Below are 18,303 nucleotides of genomic sequence, written 5' to 3'. Positions count from 1 at the left end.
GTATCAGGCAAGTGAGAACATCATGGGCGACAAGATGGGTGACAAGAAATCTTCAGGCACAGACAACCAGGTGGGCCAGCTGGCAGAACAGATGGCGGACCGGGTAAAAGAATCGGCCAATCAGATCTGGCTGGCCGGGTTGGGTGCCTATTCCAAGGCGGAAGAAGAGGGCAGCAAACTGTTTGATGCCCTGGTGCAGGACGGCGAAAAACTGGAAGCCCGTACCCGGGCCATCGTGGACAAACCGTTGACGGTGGCAAAAGAAAAAGTGGAAACCGTACGGGCCCGCGCCACCGGCTCTTGGGAGAAGGTCGAGAAGGCATTTGATATCCGGGTTTCCAAGGCGCTGCACCGGCTGAATATTCCTACGCGGGCGGACGTGGATCTGTTGACGCAACGCATCAGCGAGCTGGAAGCGCAGTTGGAACAGATTGAAAAAGCCGCTGCCAAGGCGGTTAAAAAGTGAGAGTAGCCGGCCAAGGGGCGGTTTTTTTATGCTTGTCGCCTGTGAATATTGACATCAGATCGACACATTGTTAACAGCCTGGGTGAATCCTGATATTTTCATTAGAAACTGCATGTAAGTTTCTGATATTGAAATGCGAATTTGTTAAGTTATTGAAAATAAAGGGAAAAATATATGATCATAATTTGATCAATTTGAGTGGGGTTCAGAGCTGGTGCCAAGCCTGGGGTCTTGTCACCAAAACATCCACAGAGTTGTCCACAGATTTTGTGGATAGAATTTCGAGGCCGTAAAGCGTTTGTATCGAAATATAAATTCTGTGTTGGCAAAGCAGGGCAATGGGAGTAGCCTATGCGGCCATTGTTATCCGGGCCCGGTGAGCGGCTCTCACGGTTGCTGTTTTTCAAACGATCAGTGGTTGGGGAAATGATTGCAGATAGCATTGACAATGATTGCGGTATGATCGCCCGTTTTTCGTATCGCGCGGCCAATAGAATTATCGATATGCAGTGCCAGCGTGGCCGCATATACCCCTCCCGTTTCTCCCTGAAGATGTTGCAGTATTCCGCCGATCACGGCCATCTGTCTGCCATGTCCCAGCTGGGCAGCCTGCTCTACAACTGTGGTGTGGGCAGAGCGGTTAAACGCAGCGGCCTGGAATACATCCGCATGGCCGCCAAAGGTGGCGACACCGAGGCTCAGTATCAACTGGGCAAGGCGTATTTCGACGGCAGCCTGACCCATCAGGACAGCAAGGCCGCCACCCATTGGCTGGCCCTGGCGGCCGACCGTGGCCATGAGCTGGCGGGGGGCGTGTTGCAACAATGCCAGCAATCCTCCGATAGCCCGGCCACCTCCGCGACCACCCTGGTGTGATCCCCGCAGACAGGCTTTGACTCCACCTGAATGTACGGTTACTCTGCTATCCCATTGAGACATAACAGAGTGATGTGATTTGGGATCCCCATGTCAGAAGCGAACTATTCAGAAGCCAAGTATATCGTCGATGTAACCCCCCAGAATATAAATGATGTCGTGCAGTTGTCCGCGCGTATGCCGGTGCTTCTGGATTTTTGGGCGGAGTGGTGCGAGCCCTGTAAAGCGCTGGCGCCGGTGTTGGAAAAAATTGCCCATGAGTATGCCGGGCAGTTCGTACTGGCCAAGGTGGATACCGATACCAATCAAATGCTGGCCCAGCAACTGGGCGTACGCAGCATCCCGTCACTCAAACTGATTGTTCAGGGCCAACTGGCTGGCGAACTGAACGGAGCACAGCCGGAATCCGAAATCCGCAACCTGTTGGCGCCCTATCTGGGTGATGCGGTAGAGGCCGAGCCGGAAGCCGACGAAGCCATGGATCTGGTTGCTCAGGTGGAACAGGCCCGTGCCATGGGAGCCCACGACCAGGCCATCGATGCCCTGCAGATGGCGATGAAAGAGCAACCCAAGGAACTCAAATACCAGACCCTGATGGCCGACGTGCTGATGGATATTGAGCGTCTGGATGATGCCCAGTCGGTATTGGATAACATCGCCGATGAAAAGGTGAAAATGCCTGGCCTGGCGCGACTGTTCTTTTTGCGTGAACTGGCCGGGTTCGAAAGTGCTGAATCCCTGCAGTATCGTGTCGCCCAGGACAGTAACGACCTGGAAGCCCGCTACTACCTGGCGGCTACCTGTGTCCTGGCTGGGGAACCGGACGCGGCCATGGAGCTTTTGCTGGAGATTGTGCAAAAAGATCGTGAATTCAAAGACGATGGCGCCCGTCTGGCCATTCTCAAACTGATTGAACTGCTGGAGGGGGACCCTGCGGTTGCTCGTTATCGACGGCGGCTGTTTGCCTGCCTGCACTGACAGGTTAAAACCCCATTGGCGTGTGATGCCCTCCCTGTGAGGGCATTTTTATGTTCGAATCGGACATCCTTTCCGGCATGGAGCCGGCTTCTGCTGTTAGAATCAAAAATTCAGGTAGTGATAGTGCGGAACAGGCGTAAGAGTGGATGAGCGTGGAGAAATCAGTTCCCAACGTTGCCAGCGGTAACCACGATAATCAGCAGGATAAAACAGCGGATCTGGTTCGTTCCGAGCTGGAAGGGCAGTTCTATGTTAATCGCCTGCGCCTGCGCTTCGATGGTGCGCTGGAGGCCCGCTACCGCCGTTACTGTGGCTTGCGGGATCGGCGTTATATCCGCCAGCTGGTGAACATCCTGATCGGGCTTTATTTCCTGTACGGTATTTTCGATTGGATGATGCTGGGCCCGCTGGTGGAGCCCATCTACAAGATCCGATATGCCATGGGAATGCCCGGTCTGATTGCGGTCTGGTTTCTGGTGCATACCCGCAAGCTCGATTTGTATCAGGACAAGCTGGTGGTGCTGGGCCTGTTCTGGTTGTCGGTCACCACCTTGACCATGGTGCGGGTGGTGCCCGAGGAACACAAAGGGCTCTATCTGCTGAGCGAGCTGGCCATCATCATGGCTGGCATCACCATCGGTCGTATGCGCTTCTGGCCGGCGCTGAGCAGCGCTGCGTTGTTTGTGGTCAGCTATCTGTTGATTCTGTTTCCTGATGGTACCCGCAATACGTTCCTGCTGTATTACCTCTTCCTCAGTTCCGGCGCCGTTGGCCTGTGCCTGTTGGCCCAGTACTCGGCTGATCGCTCCAGTCGCCGGGAGTTTTTGCAGAAGCTGTTAATCCATCGCAAGAACCAGCAGCTGAAAAAACTCAACTCACGACTCAAGGATCTGGCGGAAGTGGATCCTCTGACCGGCATCGGCAACCGGCGATCCTTCGATCAGGTGCTGGATGAGGAGTGGCGTCGGGCGCGGCGCCGGGGCTACAATCTGGCCATGCTGATGTGCGACATCGATTACTTCAAATCCTATAACGACAGTTTCGGCCACCAACAGGGTGATCTTTGCATCAAGCAGGTGGCACAATGCATGAAGCAGATGGTGCGACGACCGGGTGATCTGGTGGCCCGTTATGGTGGGGAGGAATTCGCAGTGATTCTGCCGGCTCTGGATGTGGAGGAGGCCGCCAATATTGCCCGCGTTATCTGTCAGGGCGTGCGGGACCTGCGGTTGCCACATCCCATGTCACCGGTAAACGATCATGTCACCATCAGTGTTGGCGTGGCGGCCCTGGTGCCTGATGAGCGGCTGGCCGCCGGTGATCTGGTGGGGTTTGCCGACGAAGCCCTGTACTTCGCCAAGAAAAGTGGCCGCAATCGCATCCAGGTGTATCGCCCGGAAATGTCGTCCAACCGCTGATCGCTGGTTACTTCACCTAATTGCCTTGGGCGACGCAGGGGGCCCGGCACCCGTCAAGCATCGCTGGAAAGGCATTAGCCAACACGGTAGACTCATTTTTTAATGGATTGTTTACAGTGCGGTTAGGGATGTGGATAACAATAAACGATACACCGATGCGACCGAAGAGTTGACCTGCCTGCGAACCGGATCATTCCTTGAAATGGGATTCATGAGTGAGCTGGAGCAGCGTTACCAGGAAGGCCAGAAAGACTGGTACTGCGATGCGATTCGGATTTCTTCTTTGCTGGCCGCCTTGCTGCTTTCTTTCAGTTACGTGGTGGAATGGAGCACTGGCCTGCACTTGAGTCCGTTGACTCTCACCATTCGTGGCCTGGTCATTGCCACCCTGATGGGTACCTACCTGTATGCCCGCCGCTCCAAACGCCTGACCTGGAAGTATTGGGTGGTGGCGGTCAATACTCTGCTGGTGTCCGGCACCTTGTTGTTGATCGCCCAGGAGGTGAGCCAACCCATCAAGCTCATGTATTACTGCAATGTCTTCCTGGTGGAGGTGGTGGTGTTCACCTTCATTCGCCTGCCGTTGAATTTCACCAATACCCTGGGTCTGGTGTTGCTGCTGATGGTGGGGGCGGCCGTGTATCTGGACACCATGAGTCTGGAGATTTCATCCCATATCCTGTTCTTTATGTTCAGCAGTACGGTGGTGTCGGTGATGGTGTCCATCAAAACCGAACGAATGTCCCGGGAAAGCTTTTTGAAATCCCAGTTGATCGAACATGAGAAAAACCAACTGCGAGTCCTGAATGACCGGGTTAATGCCGATGCCAGCCTGGATCGTGTGACCCGCCTGCTGAATCGGGTGGCGTTCGAAGACAAACTGCTGACCCATTGGAGCCTGTGCTCTCAGACCGGAAAATGGCTGGTGCTGGTGGCGGTGCACATTGAGCATTTTGCGTATCTGAATGAGCAGCGCGGGGCAGAGACCGGTGACGATCTGCTGCGGGAAATCGCCCGTAAAATCCGCGCTGTACTGGTGGGCAAGGAGGATAACGCCAGCCGCATCAGTGGCGGCCGTTTCGTGGTCTTGTTGACCGGCGATGAAGCGCTGGTGAATTCCCAATTGGAGCGGCTGCGGGAAAGCCTGTCCCATCTTACGGTTCTGGAGCGGGCTGCGGTGGTGCAGGATGCTTTGTACCTGTCCTGGGGACGGGTGTTGCTGGAACCGGATTCCGATCGTGATCCCAGAGGGTTGCTGGATCGCATGTTCCGTCACTTGGTTCCGCTGGAGAAAAATGCACTCTGTTGCCGCCAGGAGGACACCCGCCATAACATCGGCGGGTCAGTGTGAAGTGAGGTGATATGAAGCAACCGGCCTATGCAGAAATCGCGGACCTGATTCATCAGGCCAACCGAATTCTGTTTATCACTGGAGCGGGGATCTCTGCGGATTCCGGCTTACCCACCTATCGCGGTATTGGCGGGCTGTATGATGACGCCCATACCGATGAAGGTGTGCCCATCGAGGTGGCATTGTCCGGGGAGATGCTGCGCCAACGTCCGGAGTTGACCTGGAAGTATCTGCTGCAGGTGGAGCGGGCCTGTCGCGGGGCGGGGTACAACCTGGCCCATCAACTTATTGCCCGCATTGAGCAACTGAAACCCCAAAGCTGGGTGTTAACCCAAAATATTGATGGCTTTCACAGCGCCGCCGGCAGTCGGCAACTGATCGAGATTCACGGCAAAGTGGGCACGCTGCATTGCATGAAATGCCATTTTCAGGAGCAGGCTGGGGATTACAGCCACATAGAATCCGTTCCCTATTGCCCACGATGTCATGGGGTAATGCGACCGAATGTCGTGCTGTTTGGTGAAATGCTGCCGCAGGACGCGGTGGCCCAGTTGCACCGGGAAATGGTGCGCGGTTTTGATCTGGTATTCAGTATCGGCACCACCAGCGTATTTCCCTACATATCCCAACCGGTGTTCGAAGCCCGGCGCTGGAACGCGAAAGTCATTGAAATCAATCCCGGTATCACGGAAGTATCACCGTTTGTGCATTACAAACTGCCGCAGCGGGCGGTGGAGGCCATGGAGAACATCTGGCAGGCGCTGGGATTGCCGGAGCCTGGAGCCGCCCTTAACTAGAATCAGGCGGCGACAACGGCGTTTTTCGCCGGGTGCAATTTTTTATAGCCGTTGATGAAATGCTCCGGCTTCAGGTGTTCGTCGGTGCGGAAGTGATGATACCAGCACCAGGCCAGGGCTTCTGTGTTGGTTTCGTCTTCCGGGATCACAGCTTTGTTGAGCGCATAGACGCCCCAGGCGATGGCCGTGGAATACGCCAGGTTGATGGCCAGTTCCATATCCGGATTGGCCAGGAACTCCCGTTGCGAGGCAAAGCCCCTCACTTTACTGGCCAGGTCCGCGTCAAAAGCCAGAAACTCGTCCCAGACGCGATGGTGCAGTTCCTTCCTGATTTTATAAACACCTACTCCGTTTTCACAATGCAATTCCACGCCCAATTGGGAGGCTTGTGCAGCGGAGCCGAGGAGAAGATTTTCGAGGGAGGGAGACCATTTACCCAGTTTTTTCAGGGTGGGCCGAACGACGTACTGGCGGAAATCCAGAGGGTTTATTCCCATTTACTATACCCGGTACTTTCAGATAACTGCTGACTACAAGGGGCACTGGACCGGCAGATAAATTCATCCGCTTAATCCACATTCCCTAACCATCAGGTTAGTTCAATATCCTAAGTATTTAACCTGAAAGCAAAAAATATTTTTGTCTAAGGAGTCAGGTTTTTATGGGGTGTGGTTTTATACGGCCATCAGTTGCCACTGAGCAGATAGGCTTCTGCGGCTTCGATGGCGGCGTGTTCCCCGGTCACCACCACCACGTCTTCGGGCAGCAGGACGGTGTCGTCACCTGGGTTCATCACCGTATCATTGCCACGGCGGATGGTGTGGATGCTGGCGCCTTTGGCTTCCACATTCAGTTCGCCCACGGTCTTGTTGGCGGCGTAGCAGGTGCCGGGAATATAGATCGGCTGCAGATGCCCTTGGTAACTGGACATGCCATAGGCGCCGTGCTGGCCGACGATGAACCCGTGCAGCATCTTGTAGCGTTCCTTGCGCACCTGGTCAATGGAGCGGAACACCTCTCGACCGGAGCGCCCAAGGGCCACCATCACATGGCTCACCAGCATCAGGCTGGCCTCCAGGGTTTCGGGGATGACTTCGGTGGCACCGGCTTCCTGCAGTTCCAGCAGGTGGGCGTCGTCCCGGGTACGGACCAGGATGGGCACGGTATCCCGCACCTGACGAATCTCGTGAATCATATGCCGGGCGGTGGCGTGATCATCAAAACTGATCACCACCAGGTTGGCCTGCATCAATCCCAGTTGTTGCAACACTTTCAGTTTGCGGGCGCTGCCATAATGCACGTGCTCGCCGGCGGCGCGGGCCCGTTGCACCCGCACCGGGTCATCATCCACCGCTACGTAGGGAATGTTTTCCTGCAGCAGGAAACGGGCGATGGTCTGGCCTACGCGACCATAGCCACAGAGGATAACGTGGTGATCCAGCCCTTCCAGGTGGGCGTCTTCCAGATTGTCCTCGGCGGGCTCCGCTTTCTGCTGCTTGCGCACCAGCAGCCGGGCTGCGATTTTTTCGCTGTTGGAGACCAGGAAGGGGGTTGCCGCCATGCTGATGACAATGATGGAGAGGAAGAACGAGGCTACATCGTGGGGTACCAGTGAACCTTTTACCGCCAGTGCCAGCAGGGCAAAACCAAACTCCCCACCCTGGCTCAAGACCAGGCCGGTGCGGATGGAAACGGTCCCGGAATAATCGAACAGGCGACAGAGCAGGGCGATCAGTGCGGTCTTGAAGATGATCAGGCAGATGCTGAACAGCAGTATCCTGGGCCAATAGGTGGTGATCAGATCCACATCGATGATCAAGCCGATGCTGACAAAAAAGATCCCCAGCAACACGTCGCGGAAAGGCCGGATTTCCGCTTCAATCTGATGGCGAAAGTGGCTTTCCCCCAGCATCATCCCGGCCATAAAGGCACCCAGTGCCATGGCCAGGCCCAGGGCGTGGGCCGCCGCGGCAGCCAGCAGCGCCACCACCAACACGGTCAACACGAACAGCTCTTCCGAACGGGTTTTGCTGATCTCCATGAACAGGGGTGGCAGCAACCATTTACCGATGGCCACCACCGCGAAAAAGAAGCCGACAGCCTTGGCACCGGCGATGGCCAGCGACGACAGCATCTGCTCACCACCGGCATCCCCCCCTACCGAAATCAACACCAGGATAATGATCGCGGCGATGTCCTGGAACAGCAGGATGCCGATGGCGATGTGGCCGTGGGCTGTGGCGATCTCGTTGCGGGCGGATAGCTCTTTGCTGACAATGGCTGTGGAGGAAAGGGCAATGGCCGCCGCCGCAATCAGGGTGCCGGTAACGGTGATGTCGTACACCATCCGGGACAGATAGATCAGTCCGCCAAAGACACTGATGCAGATCAGCACCTGCAGTGTTCCCATGCCGAATACCACCCGCCGCAATGCGATCAGGTGGGGCAGGGAGAACTCCAGCCCGAGGGTGAAAAGCAGGAAGGCGACCCCGAATTCGGCGATCAACTGGAACTGGCTGACATCATTTACCAGGTCCAGCTCCTTGGGGCCTAGGATCACGCCCACCAGCAGGTAGCAGATAATGGTGGGAACCTTGAGTCGGTGGAACAGGGCGGCGGCAGCCACTGAGGCGGCCAGAACAATGATCAATTGGTTGATGATGCTGCTGTGTTCCACAGTGAATCCTTTAAGTCATCGAAATCATCAGTCGTTGGGCAGCCGGGCCAGAAAGACTGCCACCCACTTCCAGAATCGTTCTCGTATTTTTTCATGCCAACTGCGGCGTTTCCAGCTGGTCAGGGTGATTTCTTTGCTGGCGCGCAGATCCTGTTCCAGCATGATCTGAACCGGCTGATTGAGGGCCGGGTCCAACGCTTCCAGGTTGGCTTCCAGATTCCAATGCAGATTCCAGCGGTCAAAATTACAGGAACCGATGGTTACCCAGTCATCCACCAGCGCGGTTTTCAGGTGCAGGAAGCGGGGCTGGTATTCAAACACCCGTACTTTGTCTTCCAGCAATTGCCGATACCAGGAGCGGCCGGCGTAACGCACGCTGGGATGATCCGTATGGTCCCCGGGCAGCAGCAGGCGGACATCCACGCCCCTGAGCGCAGCCTTGCGCAAGGCTTTTAGCAGTTTTCGCGAAGGATAGAAATAGGCGGTACACAACCAGACCCGTTGGGAGGATTTTTTTATTTCACTGAGCAGGGAACCCAGTATGGGTTTGTGCCCCAGGCCGCGACTGGCAACGATGCGCGCCTGTGGAATGCCGCGGTTCATCAGTGGAGCCGCCTGCGGCAGGTCAAATGCACGTTTCAGTTTGGCCCGCAGTTCCTCGTCGTGGATGGCATCGTAATGCTGCCAGGTGCGTTCGAACAGCAGTTGCCAGTCGTGAACCAGCTCACCGCGAATTTCCACCATGGCGTCGTGCCAGGCGCGCTCACCGTGGTGCCGGGGTGAAAACGCGTCGGTCACCCCGGCGCCGCCAATGAAGGCCACGGCACAATCCACCAAGACGATTTTACGATGGTCGCGGGAGAAGTTGCGCAGCTGTTTATGGCGCTTGACCCGATTGAAAAAGCGCAGATCCACCCCTGCGTTACGCAGCCGGTCGCGATCACTGTGATTAAGATTGTGGGAACCCACATGGTCCAGTAACAACCGAACATACACGTCCCGTTGTCGTGCTGCCAGCAGGTGGTCGATCATCTGGTTGGCGATCCCGCCGGATTCAAACAGATACATTTCCACGTCCACGGCACTGGTGGCAGCGTCCACCGCCTGCATAATACGGGGAAAAAACTGATCGCCATCCACCAGCAGGTGGTAGTGATTCCGGGTGCGCCAGGGCAGAGTGCAGGTGAAACTGTCTGTGTCGGCTGAATTCATAGCCTGAAGCTAACGGGAAACGCTGGACAAATCAATGACCGAGCTGGGCAGCGATGGTCCAGACCCCAAACGCCATCAACATCAGGGCGGCCACCAGGCGGGTGCTGCTGGCGCGGGCAAAATCCGCCAGCAGGTGGCTGAAGGTTCCCACACTGATCATGGCCGGCAACGTGCCCAATCCAAAATACAGCATCAGCAAGGCGCCGCGACCGGCGTCACCGGCACCCAGGGACCAGGTGAGTGCGCTGTACACCAGTCCACAGGGCAGCCAGCCCCAGAGAAAGCCCAGGGCCAGGGCTTTGTGGGGACGGTCAACCGGAATAAAGCGCCGGGTAAACGGTGCAATTCGCTTCCAGACCCGGCTGCCGGCCCGCTCCAGCTGATTGAGGATTTTCCACCATCCGCTCAGGTAAAAACCCAGCAGGATCATCATGACTCCGGCAAACATCCGCAGGTACGACGGACCGTGGGTTGGCAGCTGGGAATAAAGGCCGGCGCCGATGAAACCGATGACCGCACCGGCACAGGCGTAAGCCCCGATGCGCCCGATGCTGTACAGCAACTGGTAACGGAGTTGCCGCCACAGGGAGCCACCCTGCTGCGGCTGGATGGCGGTGGACAACGCACTGCTGATCCCGCCACACATGCCAATGCAGTGCAGGCTTCCCATAAAGCCGACGGCAAAGGCCGCGATCAGGTCATAGCTGAAGCCCATGTTATGGCTTGGGCTCGTGCTTGGGTGGTCGTGCCCCGGCGGACGGTGGCGGGGAATCCTCATCGAACAGAATGCGGCTGGCTTCCCGGTCAAGATCGTCAAACTGATCGCTGCGGACGGCCCAGAAAAACGCAGCCACTGCCACCACCAGCAATACCAGGGCAAGGGGAATCAGCAGAAAAATGATATCCATGATCAGACTCCGTTATACAGGCCCGGCGGACACTTCACCGGTTCAGCCGTAGCGCGTTGAGCACCACCAGCAGTGAGCTGGCGGACATGCCCAGGGCGCTGGCCCAGGGCGGGATGAAGCCGGCGGCTGCCATGGGCAATGCAATCAGATTATAGAGCAGCGCCCATGCAAGATTCTGCCGAATGATGCCATAGGTTTTCTCCACCAGCTGAAGTATACCCTGTAATGGTTGCAGACTCTGGCTCAACAGTATGCCATCCGCCGCCACCTGGGCCAGATCCGAGGCACCGGCCACCGCAATGGACACGTCGGCACCCGCCAGTACCGGTGCGTCATTGAGTCCATCCCCCAACATCAGGACTTTCGCACCATTATCCTGCAGGGTGCGAATGTAGATCAGTTTATCCTGCGGTGTGGCGTTGCCGACCACTGCGTCCACGCCCAGGAGGCTCGCCACTTCCTCTGCGTGACCGCTGCTATCGCCGCTGAGCACATGACAGCGTTTGCCGCTGGCCTGCAGATGCTGCACCAGAGTGTCGGCATCCGCCCGCAATTGATCTTCGACTCGAAACCAGCCCAGTATCCGAACCTGGTCCGCCAGGGCGATCCATTGCCCACACGGGGCAGGTGGCGTGGCAGTAACGCCGGCCGGTGTGGCGTATGCCGGTTTGCCAATACGCAAGGTGCGCTCAGCCAGTTGACCCTCTACACCCTGGTTGGCTGCGATCTGCCGGCCCTTGACGTCGGGGTGTGCTTTGAATCCGTGGAAGGCGCGGGCGATGGGATGTTCTGAAATCTGTTCCAGAGCCGCGGCCAGGGCGAGCAGGGTGTCGCTGTGTTCGCCGGGCATGGGCACCGTTTCTGCCAGTTGGAATTCACCCAGGGTCAGAGTGCCGGTTTTATCAAACACCACATCGGTGATATGCCGTAATCCCTCGATGGTATGGGCGCGGGTGGCCAGAAAACCCATTTGGGAAAGCCGGGCGGTGGCGGCGGTGATGGCCGTGGGTGTGGCCAGAGAAAGGGCGCAGGGGCAGGTCACCACCAGCACCGACAGCATAATCCAGAACGCGTCTTCCGGCGCGTGGAACCACCAGTAGGTGTATACGCAAATGGAGGTGATCAACACCGCCAATACAAATTTGGAGGCGATCCTGTCCGCCAGAACAAAGGTGGCGGGCTTTTCGGCTTCGGCCCGCTGCAGCAGGCGTTTGAGAGTGGACAGGGTGCTTTCGCCGGGCAGCGTGGAGATTTCAACGGTAATGGGTTGCTCCACATTGAGGGTGCCGCCGGTCACCGGGTCTCCCACCTGTTTGCTGATGGGCAGTTGCTCCCCGGTCAGCATGGATTCGTTTACCGAGCCGGTTCCCTGCAGAATGTGGCCATCACCGGGAATGATCTCGCCGGCTTTCACCAGTACCCGGTCCCCGGGAACCAGTTTGTCCGCCGGCACCAGCAGCGGGCTGTCCTCGTGATCCAGTTTGCGGGCGGTCTGCAGTTGGGAATGGGATAGGCGGATGCTGGTGCTCTGGGAGCGATGGCGGGCGCGCAGCTCCAGATAGCGCCCAACCAGCAGAAAAAACACGAACATGCAGACGGAGTCGAAATAGACTTCCGGGCCATTGCTGATGGTGGCCCACACACTGGAGAAATAGGCGAAGGTGAGGGCAATGGCCACCGGCACGTCCATCGACAGGTGGCGGTTACGCAGACTCCGCATCGCGCCCTGTAAAAACGGCAGACCGGCATAGAAAAAGACCGGAGTGGTGACCAGGGCACTGACCCAGCGCAGGAATTGCTGGTGGGCGGGCTCAATGCCTTCGAAGGCACCCATGTACAGGCTGACGGCATAGGTCATTACCTGCATGGCACCCAGTCCGGCGACCCCAATACGCAACAGAGCCTGCTTGTTTTCACGTTTGATGATGGCTTCCTGTTGCACCGGTGTGTACGGCTCCGCCTTGTAGCCAACATGGGCAATGGCTTTGATGATGGTGCTGAGGCTGGTTTGCTCCGGGTCCCAACTGACCAACGCGAGGTTACTGCTCATGTTGATGTGACACTGCGCGATACCGGCCTGGTCCCGCAGATGCTTTTCCAGTAGCCAGACACAGGCGGCACAGGTAATGCCGGAAATCAGCAGGGTGATCTCTTTGGACCCTTGTGGCAGTGAGTGGACAAAGTTTTCCTGCAGTCCGGGATCGTCCCAGCTGTTCAGGCTGTCCAGAAAATCCGGCACCAGATCCGCTGCCGGAGAACTGCCCGGTGGGCACTGCTGGCGGTGCTGGTAATAGGATTCCATGCCGATGTCGACAATGGTTTGCGCCACCGACTGGCAGCCAGGGCAGCACATGGGCCGCGCCTGGCCCAGAATTGTGACCGGATAATTCCCCTCGGGCGTGACCGGCAGGCCACAGTGGAAACAGGATTCGTCGGCCATCAGCTGTTCGGGGTCAGGTACTTCCCGCTGATCTCATTATCGAAATTGATGCTGCTTTCGATCTCCCACTCGCCGGAGCTGGGGGTGATCAGCAGGTAATAGAACCCCTGCGGACTGAAATCCAGCTTGGTATAGAAGCGGTTGTCCGGGGCCAGGTACAGTTGCAGCTGACGGTCCTTGCCTTCCAGGGTGGGGTGGATCAGGCTGAGCGCCAATTGGTTGTCCTGGCGCAGGTCCAGGTTCTGGGTGGCGAGATAGAGGTCGCCGGAGGTTTTATCCAACGTCAGGCTGGCCCGGATACCCAGTTGCTGCGCTTTCATCTGCTTGTCCATGCGCTGGTTGATGGCCATACCATCCTTGTACCAGTCCTGGCGTACCAGGCTGTCTTTGCCGTTCATGGCCAGGTTGATCATGATCACCCCCATGACCACCGAACTGCCGGGGATGGCGATCAGGAACCAGGGCCAGAACTGGCGGAACCAGGGTTTGCTGTCGGTTTGGGTCATTACTGTGTCCACGTTCATTTTCGGGGGCTCAGGAAGCGGCTTTCCTCGGTCACTTCCTGTGCTGGGTCATTCACGGACGTCACCGTAAAATAAACCGTGGAATTACGTTCCTTGATGTCTTCCGGTTTCATTTCCAACGTGATTGCCAGCGTCAGCAATTCCCCGGGCAGGGTCCGGATTTCATCCGGAATGTGCGGGATCACGTTATCCAGTCCGCTCACAGCGATGTCGTACTGCTGGGCCTGCTGGGTCTTGTTCATGATTTTAAGAGTGTAAGTGTTTTCAATGGTTCCTTCCCAGGTTTCCCGGAACAGGGCATTGCGATCCCGGATGATGTCCAGCTCCAGGGGAACACGGGCGAAGACGGCCGACAGGAACACGACCACCATAACGCCCAGAATGGCACCATAGCCGATGAGGCGGGGCCGCAGAATTTTGCTTGCTTTGCCTTCCACTGCATTTTCGGTGGAGTAGCGGATGAGGCCCCTTGGGTAATTCATTTGATCCATGATGGAATCGCAGGCATCGATGCAGGCGGCGCAGCCGATGCATTCGTATTGCAGCCCGTTACGGATATCAATGCCGGTGGGGCAGACCTGTACACAGAGCTGACAGTTCACGCAATCGCCCAATTCGGTGGCGTTGCGATCCACGGATTTCTTGCGGGCGCCACGGGGCTCACCGCGGGTGGCATCGTAGGTCACGATCAGGGTGTCCCGGTCGAACATCACACTCTGAAAACGGGCATAAGGGCACATGTACATGCAAACCTGTTCCCGCATCCAGCCGGCGTTCAGATAAGTGGCCGCGGTGAAGAAAAACATCCACCAGGCCGCCCAACCGGAGACGTTGAGGTGATAAATGTCGAAAAACAGCTCCCGTACCGGGGCGAAGTACCCCACAAAGGTGAACGCGGTCCAAAAGGCAAGAGTGAGCCACAGGCCGTGTTTCAGAAACTTCTTGTTGAACTTGCTCAATGACATGGGCTGCGCATCCAGTTTTATGCGCTTGTTGCGGTCACCTTCGGTAATGTACTCAATCCACATGAAAAACGTGGTCCACACCGTTTGCGGGCAGGTGTAGCCGCACCAGACGCGGCCGGCCAGCACCGTGAAGAAGAAGAGGGCAAATGCGGCGATGATCAGAAGCCAGGACAGATACAGAAAGTCCTGGGGCCAGAAGGTAAACCAGAAAATATAAAACTTGCGTTCCGGCAGGTCGAACAGCACCGCCTGACGGCCATCCCAGGTGAGCCAGGGGCCGATAAAGTAAATGCCCAGGGTGACCCAGATGGTGGCAACACGGAGAGTTTGAAAGAATCCGGAGGCGTGGCGCTGATAAATCTTTTCCCGTTTTTGATAAAGATCCATGCCATCGTTGGCCTGTTTGACTGCAATCTTTTCGGGTTGACTCATCGCTTCACCTGCCTGCTACAACGTGCTGATGATAAGAGGGCGTGCCACCGGCCAGGTGACACGCCCGGATTGTAGGTAAAATCAGTTGCTTAAGCTATAAACATAAGCCGCGAGAACGTGAATTTTCTCTGGGCTCAGCTGATCCTTAAACGCGGGCATTTTACCTTGGCGACCATTGTTCAGCGTCTCGATGATGGTGTCTTCAGTGCCACCGTACAACCAGACATCGTCCGTCAGGTTGGGGGCACCCAGCATGTGATTGCCCTTGCCGTCCGGGCCGTGGCAGGCGGCGCACATCATGTCGAACTTTTCCTTGCCGGCGGCTGCATCACCGGAACCACTACGATTGCTCAGGCTGAGGACATAGGCTGCCACGTCCTTGGTGCCTTGCTCGCCCAATGCTGCGCCCAGGGCAGGCATCATGCCGCCGCGGCCATTGGTAAGGGTTTCCTTGATCTTGTCCGGAGTACCGCCGTACAGCCAATCACCGTCGGTGAGGTTGGGGTAGCCCACATTGCCGCGGGCATCCGAACCGTGACAGATGGCGCAATTGTTACCGAACAGGCGCTGGCCGGTTTTGATCACCTCTTCGTTCTGCGCCAACTGCTCAATCGGCAGTGCAGCGTATTCTTCGAAGAAATCGTTGTAGCGGTTATCGGCTTTTTGCACCTCTGTTTCCCACTGGCCTACTGAGCTCCAGCCCAGAACGCCTTTGGCGTCACCCCAGCCGGGGTACAGGGTCAGATAGATCAGTGCAAACGCGATGGTGAAATAGAACAGGTTCAACCACCAGTGGGGCAGGGGGTTGTTCAGTTCCTCGATGCCATCAAAGGAGTGGCCCATGGACTCGCCGTCTTTAATCGGGTCTTCCGGACGCTTGCGCGTCCACCAGAGTAACCAGAGGCAGCCCAGTAGATTGATCAGGACGATGGTTATTATCCAACCATTCACCCAGCCAGCTGTAAAATCAATACCAGTCATTCTTTAATCTCCATGCCCTTTTTCTTGCTTAGGGTTGTACTTCAGGGAATTTTCGTGGTTGGCGTCGTCCGCAAACGGCAGGTTGGCCGCATCGTCGAACCCCTTCTTGCGACGTGCGCTGAATGTCCACCAGCACACGCCTATGAAGGCGACAAACGCCAATACCGTTGCAATACCTCGCCACGTATTGATGTCCATATGGGATTACCTTTTCACCTTGAGGAAGGTACCCAATCCCTGTAAGTACGCGATCAGCGCATCTATTTCCTTTTTGCCTTCCACGGCAGCCTGGGCACCTTCAATGTCCGCATCGGTGTAGGGAACGCCGACGGTGCGCAAGGCTTTCATCTTGGCGCCGGTGGTCTCGCCGCTGAGGACGTTGTCGTCCAGCCAGGGGAAACCGGGCATGTTGGACTCTGGCACCACATCACGTGGGTTCATCAGGTGATCGTAATGCCACTGGTCGCTGTAGCGACCACCGACTCGGGCCAGGTCAGGACCGGTACGCTTGGAGCCCCACAGGAAGGGGTGTTCATACACGTGCTCCCCGGCAACACTGAAGTGACCGTAGCGTTCGGTTTCGGCACGGAAAGGCCGGATCATCTGGGAGTGACAGGTATTACAGCCTTCCCGGATATAGATGTCGCGGCCTTCCAACTGCAGCGCAGTCCAGGGCTTCAGGCCTTCGATGGGTTGCGTGGTCTGCTTTTGGAAGAACAGGGGAACAATTTCCACCAGACCACCGAAGCTCACGGCCACCAGGGTCAGGACGATCATCAAGCCTACGTTCTTTTCTACGATTTCATGCGTCTTAGCCATCTTCTCGACTCCTTAGGCTGGCTGTGCAGCAGTGTTGCTGGAAGTGGCGGGGGTTTTGATGGTCTTGATGACGTTGTAGAGCATCAGGAACATACCGGCCAGGAACACCAGGCCACCAATCATGCGCACCACATAGTAGGGGTAGGTGGCTTTGAGGGCTTCAACAAAGGTGTAGGTCAGGGTGCCATCGTCGTTAATGGCGCGCCACATCAGGCCCTGGGAAATCCCGGCAACCCACATGGAGGCGATGTACAGCACCGTACCAATGGTGGCCAACCAGAAATGGGTGTTCACCAGACCCACGTTGTACATTTCTTTTTTGCCATAGAGCCAGGGCACCAGCGCATAAATGGAACCGATGGAAATCATCGCCACCCAGCCCAGGGCACCGGAGTGTACATGGCCGATGGTCCAGTCGGTGTAGTGAGACAGGGCATTCACCGTCTTGATGGACATCATGGGGCCTTCAAAGGTGGACATACCATAGAAGGACAGGGCCACAATCAGGAAGCGGATAACCGGGTCATCCCGCAGCTTCTCCCATGCACCGGAAAGGGTCATGATACCGTTGATCATGCCGCCCCAGGATGGTGCCAGCAGAACCAGGGAGAACACCATACCGATGGACTGAGCCCAGTCCGGCAGCGCAGTGTAGTGCAGGTGGTGAGGGCCGGCCCACATGTAAACTGAGATCAGGGCCCAGAAGTGCACGATGGACAGTCGGTAAGAGTAAACCGGTCGACCGGCCTGCTTGGGAACGAAGTAATACATCATGCCCAGGAAGCCTGCGGTCAGGAAGAAGCCCACTGCGTTGTGGCCGTACCACCACTGCACCATGGCGTCCATGGCGCCGGCGTAGACCGAGTAGGATTTGGTGAGCGTGACCGGAATCGCCATGCTGTTGACGATGTGCAGCAGCGCAACCGTAATAATGAAGGCACCGTAGAACCAGTTGGCCACGTAGATATGAGAGGTGGTGCGTTTGGCGATGGTGCCAAAGAACACCACGGCATACGCTACCCACACCACCGCGATCAGCACGTCAATGGGCCATTCCAGCTCGGCGTATTCTTTGGCGGTGGAAATACCCAATGGAAGGGTTACCGCGGCACACAGGATTACCAGCTGCCATCCCCAGAAGACAAACTTGGCCAGTGCAGGTGCAAACAGAGTGGTTTGGTTGGTACGTTGAACTACATAGAAAGACGTCGCCATCAGCGCGCAGCCACCAAACGCGAAGATAACCGCATTGGTGTGAAGTGGGCGCAGTCGACTGTAAGTCAGCCAAGGTAGGTCAAAGTTCAGGGCTGGAAAGGCCAGCTGGGCAGCAATAAATACACCGACAGCCATCCCCACGATGCCCCAGATTACGGTCATGACCGCAAATTGCTTAACGACACCATACTCGTATTGCGGCGTTGCAGCTTGACTATTACTCATTGAGTGTCATTCCTGTGTT

At 56.8% G+C, this 18,303-nt stretch carries 18 protein-coding genes; 6 read left to right on the top strand and 12 right to left on the bottom strand.

Translation table 11 applies throughout. From position 1 onward, the window contains the following. Positions 1 to 22: 22 nt before the first annotated feature. The 6 genes from D9N14_RS18415 (at position 23) to D9N14_RS18390 (ending at position 5,886) form a co-directional block, all read left to right on the top strand. Positions 23 to 466: a phasin family protein gene (locus D9N14_RS18415; RefSeq protein ID WP_290582477.1), complete on the top strand. Its 444-nt coding sequence runs from the start codon at positions 23 to 25 to the stop codon at positions 464 to 466. A gap of 426 nt (positions 467 to 892) precedes the next feature. Beyond that, positions 893 to 1,342: a tetratricopeptide repeat protein gene (locus tag D9N14_RS18410; protein WP_290582475.1), complete on the top strand. Its 450-nt coding sequence runs from the start codon at positions 893 to 895 to the stop codon at positions 1,340 to 1,342. A gap of 90 nt (positions 1,343 to 1,432) precedes the next feature. After that, positions 1,433 to 2,320 (top strand): tetratricopeptide repeat protein, encoded by an 888-nt coding sequence (locus tag D9N14_RS18405; protein ID WP_290582473.1) that lies wholly within the window; start codon positions 1,433 to 1,435, stop codon positions 2,318 to 2,320. Between the two features lie 146 nt (positions 2,321 to 2,466). After that, the gene (locus tag D9N14_RS18400; protein ID WP_290582471.1) at positions 2,467 to 3,738 is read left to right on the top strand and encodes a diguanylate cyclase; all 1,272 of its coding nucleotides are present in this window, start codon (positions 2,467 to 2,469) and stop codon (positions 3,736 to 3,738) included. Between the two features lie 130 nt (positions 3,739 to 3,868). Then, complete coding sequence (locus D9N14_RS18395; protein WP_290582469.1) at positions 3,869 to 5,089, top strand: GGDEF domain-containing protein; 1,221 nt, start codon at positions 3,869 to 3,871, stop codon at positions 5,087 to 5,089. Between the two features lie 11 nt (positions 5,090 to 5,100). After that, positions 5,101 to 5,886: an NAD-dependent deacylase gene (locus tag D9N14_RS18390; protein WP_290582467.1), complete on the top strand. Its 786-nt coding sequence runs from the start codon at positions 5,101 to 5,103 to the stop codon at positions 5,884 to 5,886. A gap of 2 nt (positions 5,887 to 5,888) precedes the next feature. Here D9N14_RS18390 and D9N14_RS18385 read toward each other — a convergent pair whose 3' ends face one another. The 12 genes from D9N14_RS18385 to ccoN all read right to left on the bottom strand — a co-directional run bounded on the left by D9N14_RS18385 (position 5,889) and on the right by ccoN (position 18,284). Further along, positions 5,889 to 6,383 carry a hypothetical protein gene (locus D9N14_RS18385; protein ID WP_290582465.1) on the bottom strand — a complete coding sequence of 165 codons (495 nt, stop codon included), beginning with the start codon at positions 6,381 to 6,383 and terminating at the stop codon, positions 5,889 to 5,891. Between the two features lie 188 nt (positions 6,384 to 6,571). Beyond that, positions 6,572 to 8,563: a cation:proton antiporter gene (locus tag D9N14_RS18380; RefSeq protein ID WP_290582462.1), complete on the bottom strand. Its 1,992-nt coding sequence runs from the start codon at positions 8,561 to 8,563 to the stop codon at positions 6,572 to 6,574. A gap of 27 nt (positions 8,564 to 8,590) precedes the next feature. Beyond that, complete coding sequence (locus D9N14_RS18375) at positions 8,591 to 9,775, bottom strand: phospholipase D-like domain-containing protein (RefSeq protein ID WP_290582460.1); 1,185 nt, start codon at positions 9,773 to 9,775, stop codon at positions 8,591 to 8,593. A gap of 31 nt (positions 9,776 to 9,806) precedes the next feature. Beyond that, positions 9,807 to 10,490 carry a sulfite exporter TauE/SafE family protein gene (locus tag D9N14_RS18370; protein ID WP_290582458.1) on the bottom strand — a complete coding sequence of 228 codons (684 nt, stop codon included), beginning with the start codon at positions 10,488 to 10,490 and terminating at the stop codon, positions 9,807 to 9,809. A gap of 1 nt (position 10,491) precedes the next feature. Beyond that, entirely contained in the window at positions 10,492 to 10,683 is a 192-nt protein-coding gene (gene ccoS / locus D9N14_RS18365; RefSeq protein ID WP_317622645.1) for a cbb3-type cytochrome oxidase assembly protein CcoS, read from the bottom strand. Positions 10,684 to 10,717: 34 nt separating this feature from the next. Next, positions 10,718 to 13,123, bottom strand: a complete 2,406-nt coding sequence (locus D9N14_RS18360; protein ID WP_290582456.1) for a heavy metal translocating P-type ATPase — start codon at positions 13,121 to 13,123, stop codon at positions 10,718 to 10,720. Then, on the bottom strand, positions 13,123 to 13,629 hold the full coding sequence (locus D9N14_RS18355) for a FixH family protein (RefSeq protein WP_290582454.1): 507 nt from the start codon (positions 13,627 to 13,629) through the stop codon (positions 13,123 to 13,125). The genes D9N14_RS18360 and D9N14_RS18355 overlap by 1 nt, the downstream gene beginning before the upstream one ends. 14 nt (positions 13,630 to 13,643) lie before the next feature. Then, positions 13,644 to 15,044 carry a cytochrome c oxidase accessory protein CcoG gene (gene ccoG, locus D9N14_RS18350; protein ID WP_290582453.1) on the bottom strand — a complete coding sequence of 467 codons (1,401 nt, stop codon included), beginning with the start codon at positions 15,042 to 15,044 and terminating at the stop codon, positions 13,644 to 13,646. Positions 15,045 to 15,125: 81 nt separating this feature from the next. Next, the gene (gene ccoP / locus D9N14_RS18345; RefSeq protein ID WP_290582451.1) at positions 15,126 to 16,025 is read right to left on the bottom strand and encodes a cytochrome-c oxidase, cbb3-type subunit III; all 900 of its coding nucleotides are present in this window, start codon (positions 16,023 to 16,025) and stop codon (positions 15,126 to 15,128) included. 3 nt (positions 16,026 to 16,028) lie between these two features. Further along, positions 16,029 to 16,223, bottom strand: a complete 195-nt coding sequence (locus D9N14_RS18340) for a cbb3-type cytochrome oxidase subunit 3 (RefSeq protein WP_290582449.1) — start codon at positions 16,221 to 16,223, stop codon at positions 16,029 to 16,031. Positions 16,224 to 16,229: 6 nt separating this feature from the next. Next, positions 16,230 to 16,844, bottom strand: a complete 615-nt coding sequence (gene ccoO, locus D9N14_RS18335) for a cytochrome-c oxidase, cbb3-type subunit II (RefSeq protein ID WP_290582447.1) — start codon at positions 16,842 to 16,844, stop codon at positions 16,230 to 16,232. Positions 16,845 to 16,856: 12 nt separating this feature from the next. Beyond that, positions 16,857 to 18,284: a cytochrome-c oxidase, cbb3-type subunit I gene (gene ccoN, locus D9N14_RS18330; RefSeq protein ID WP_290582445.1), complete on the bottom strand. Its 1,428-nt coding sequence runs from the start codon at positions 18,282 to 18,284 to the stop codon at positions 16,857 to 16,859. Between the last annotated feature and the right edge of the window lie 19 nt (positions 18,285 to 18,303).

Source organism: Ketobacter sp. (genome assembly GCF_003671495.1).
Taxonomy (GTDB): domain Bacteria; phylum Pseudomonadota; class Gammaproteobacteria; order Pseudomonadales; family Ketobacteraceae; genus Ketobacter.
This window is presented reverse-complemented; position numbering and strand designations above follow the sequence as displayed.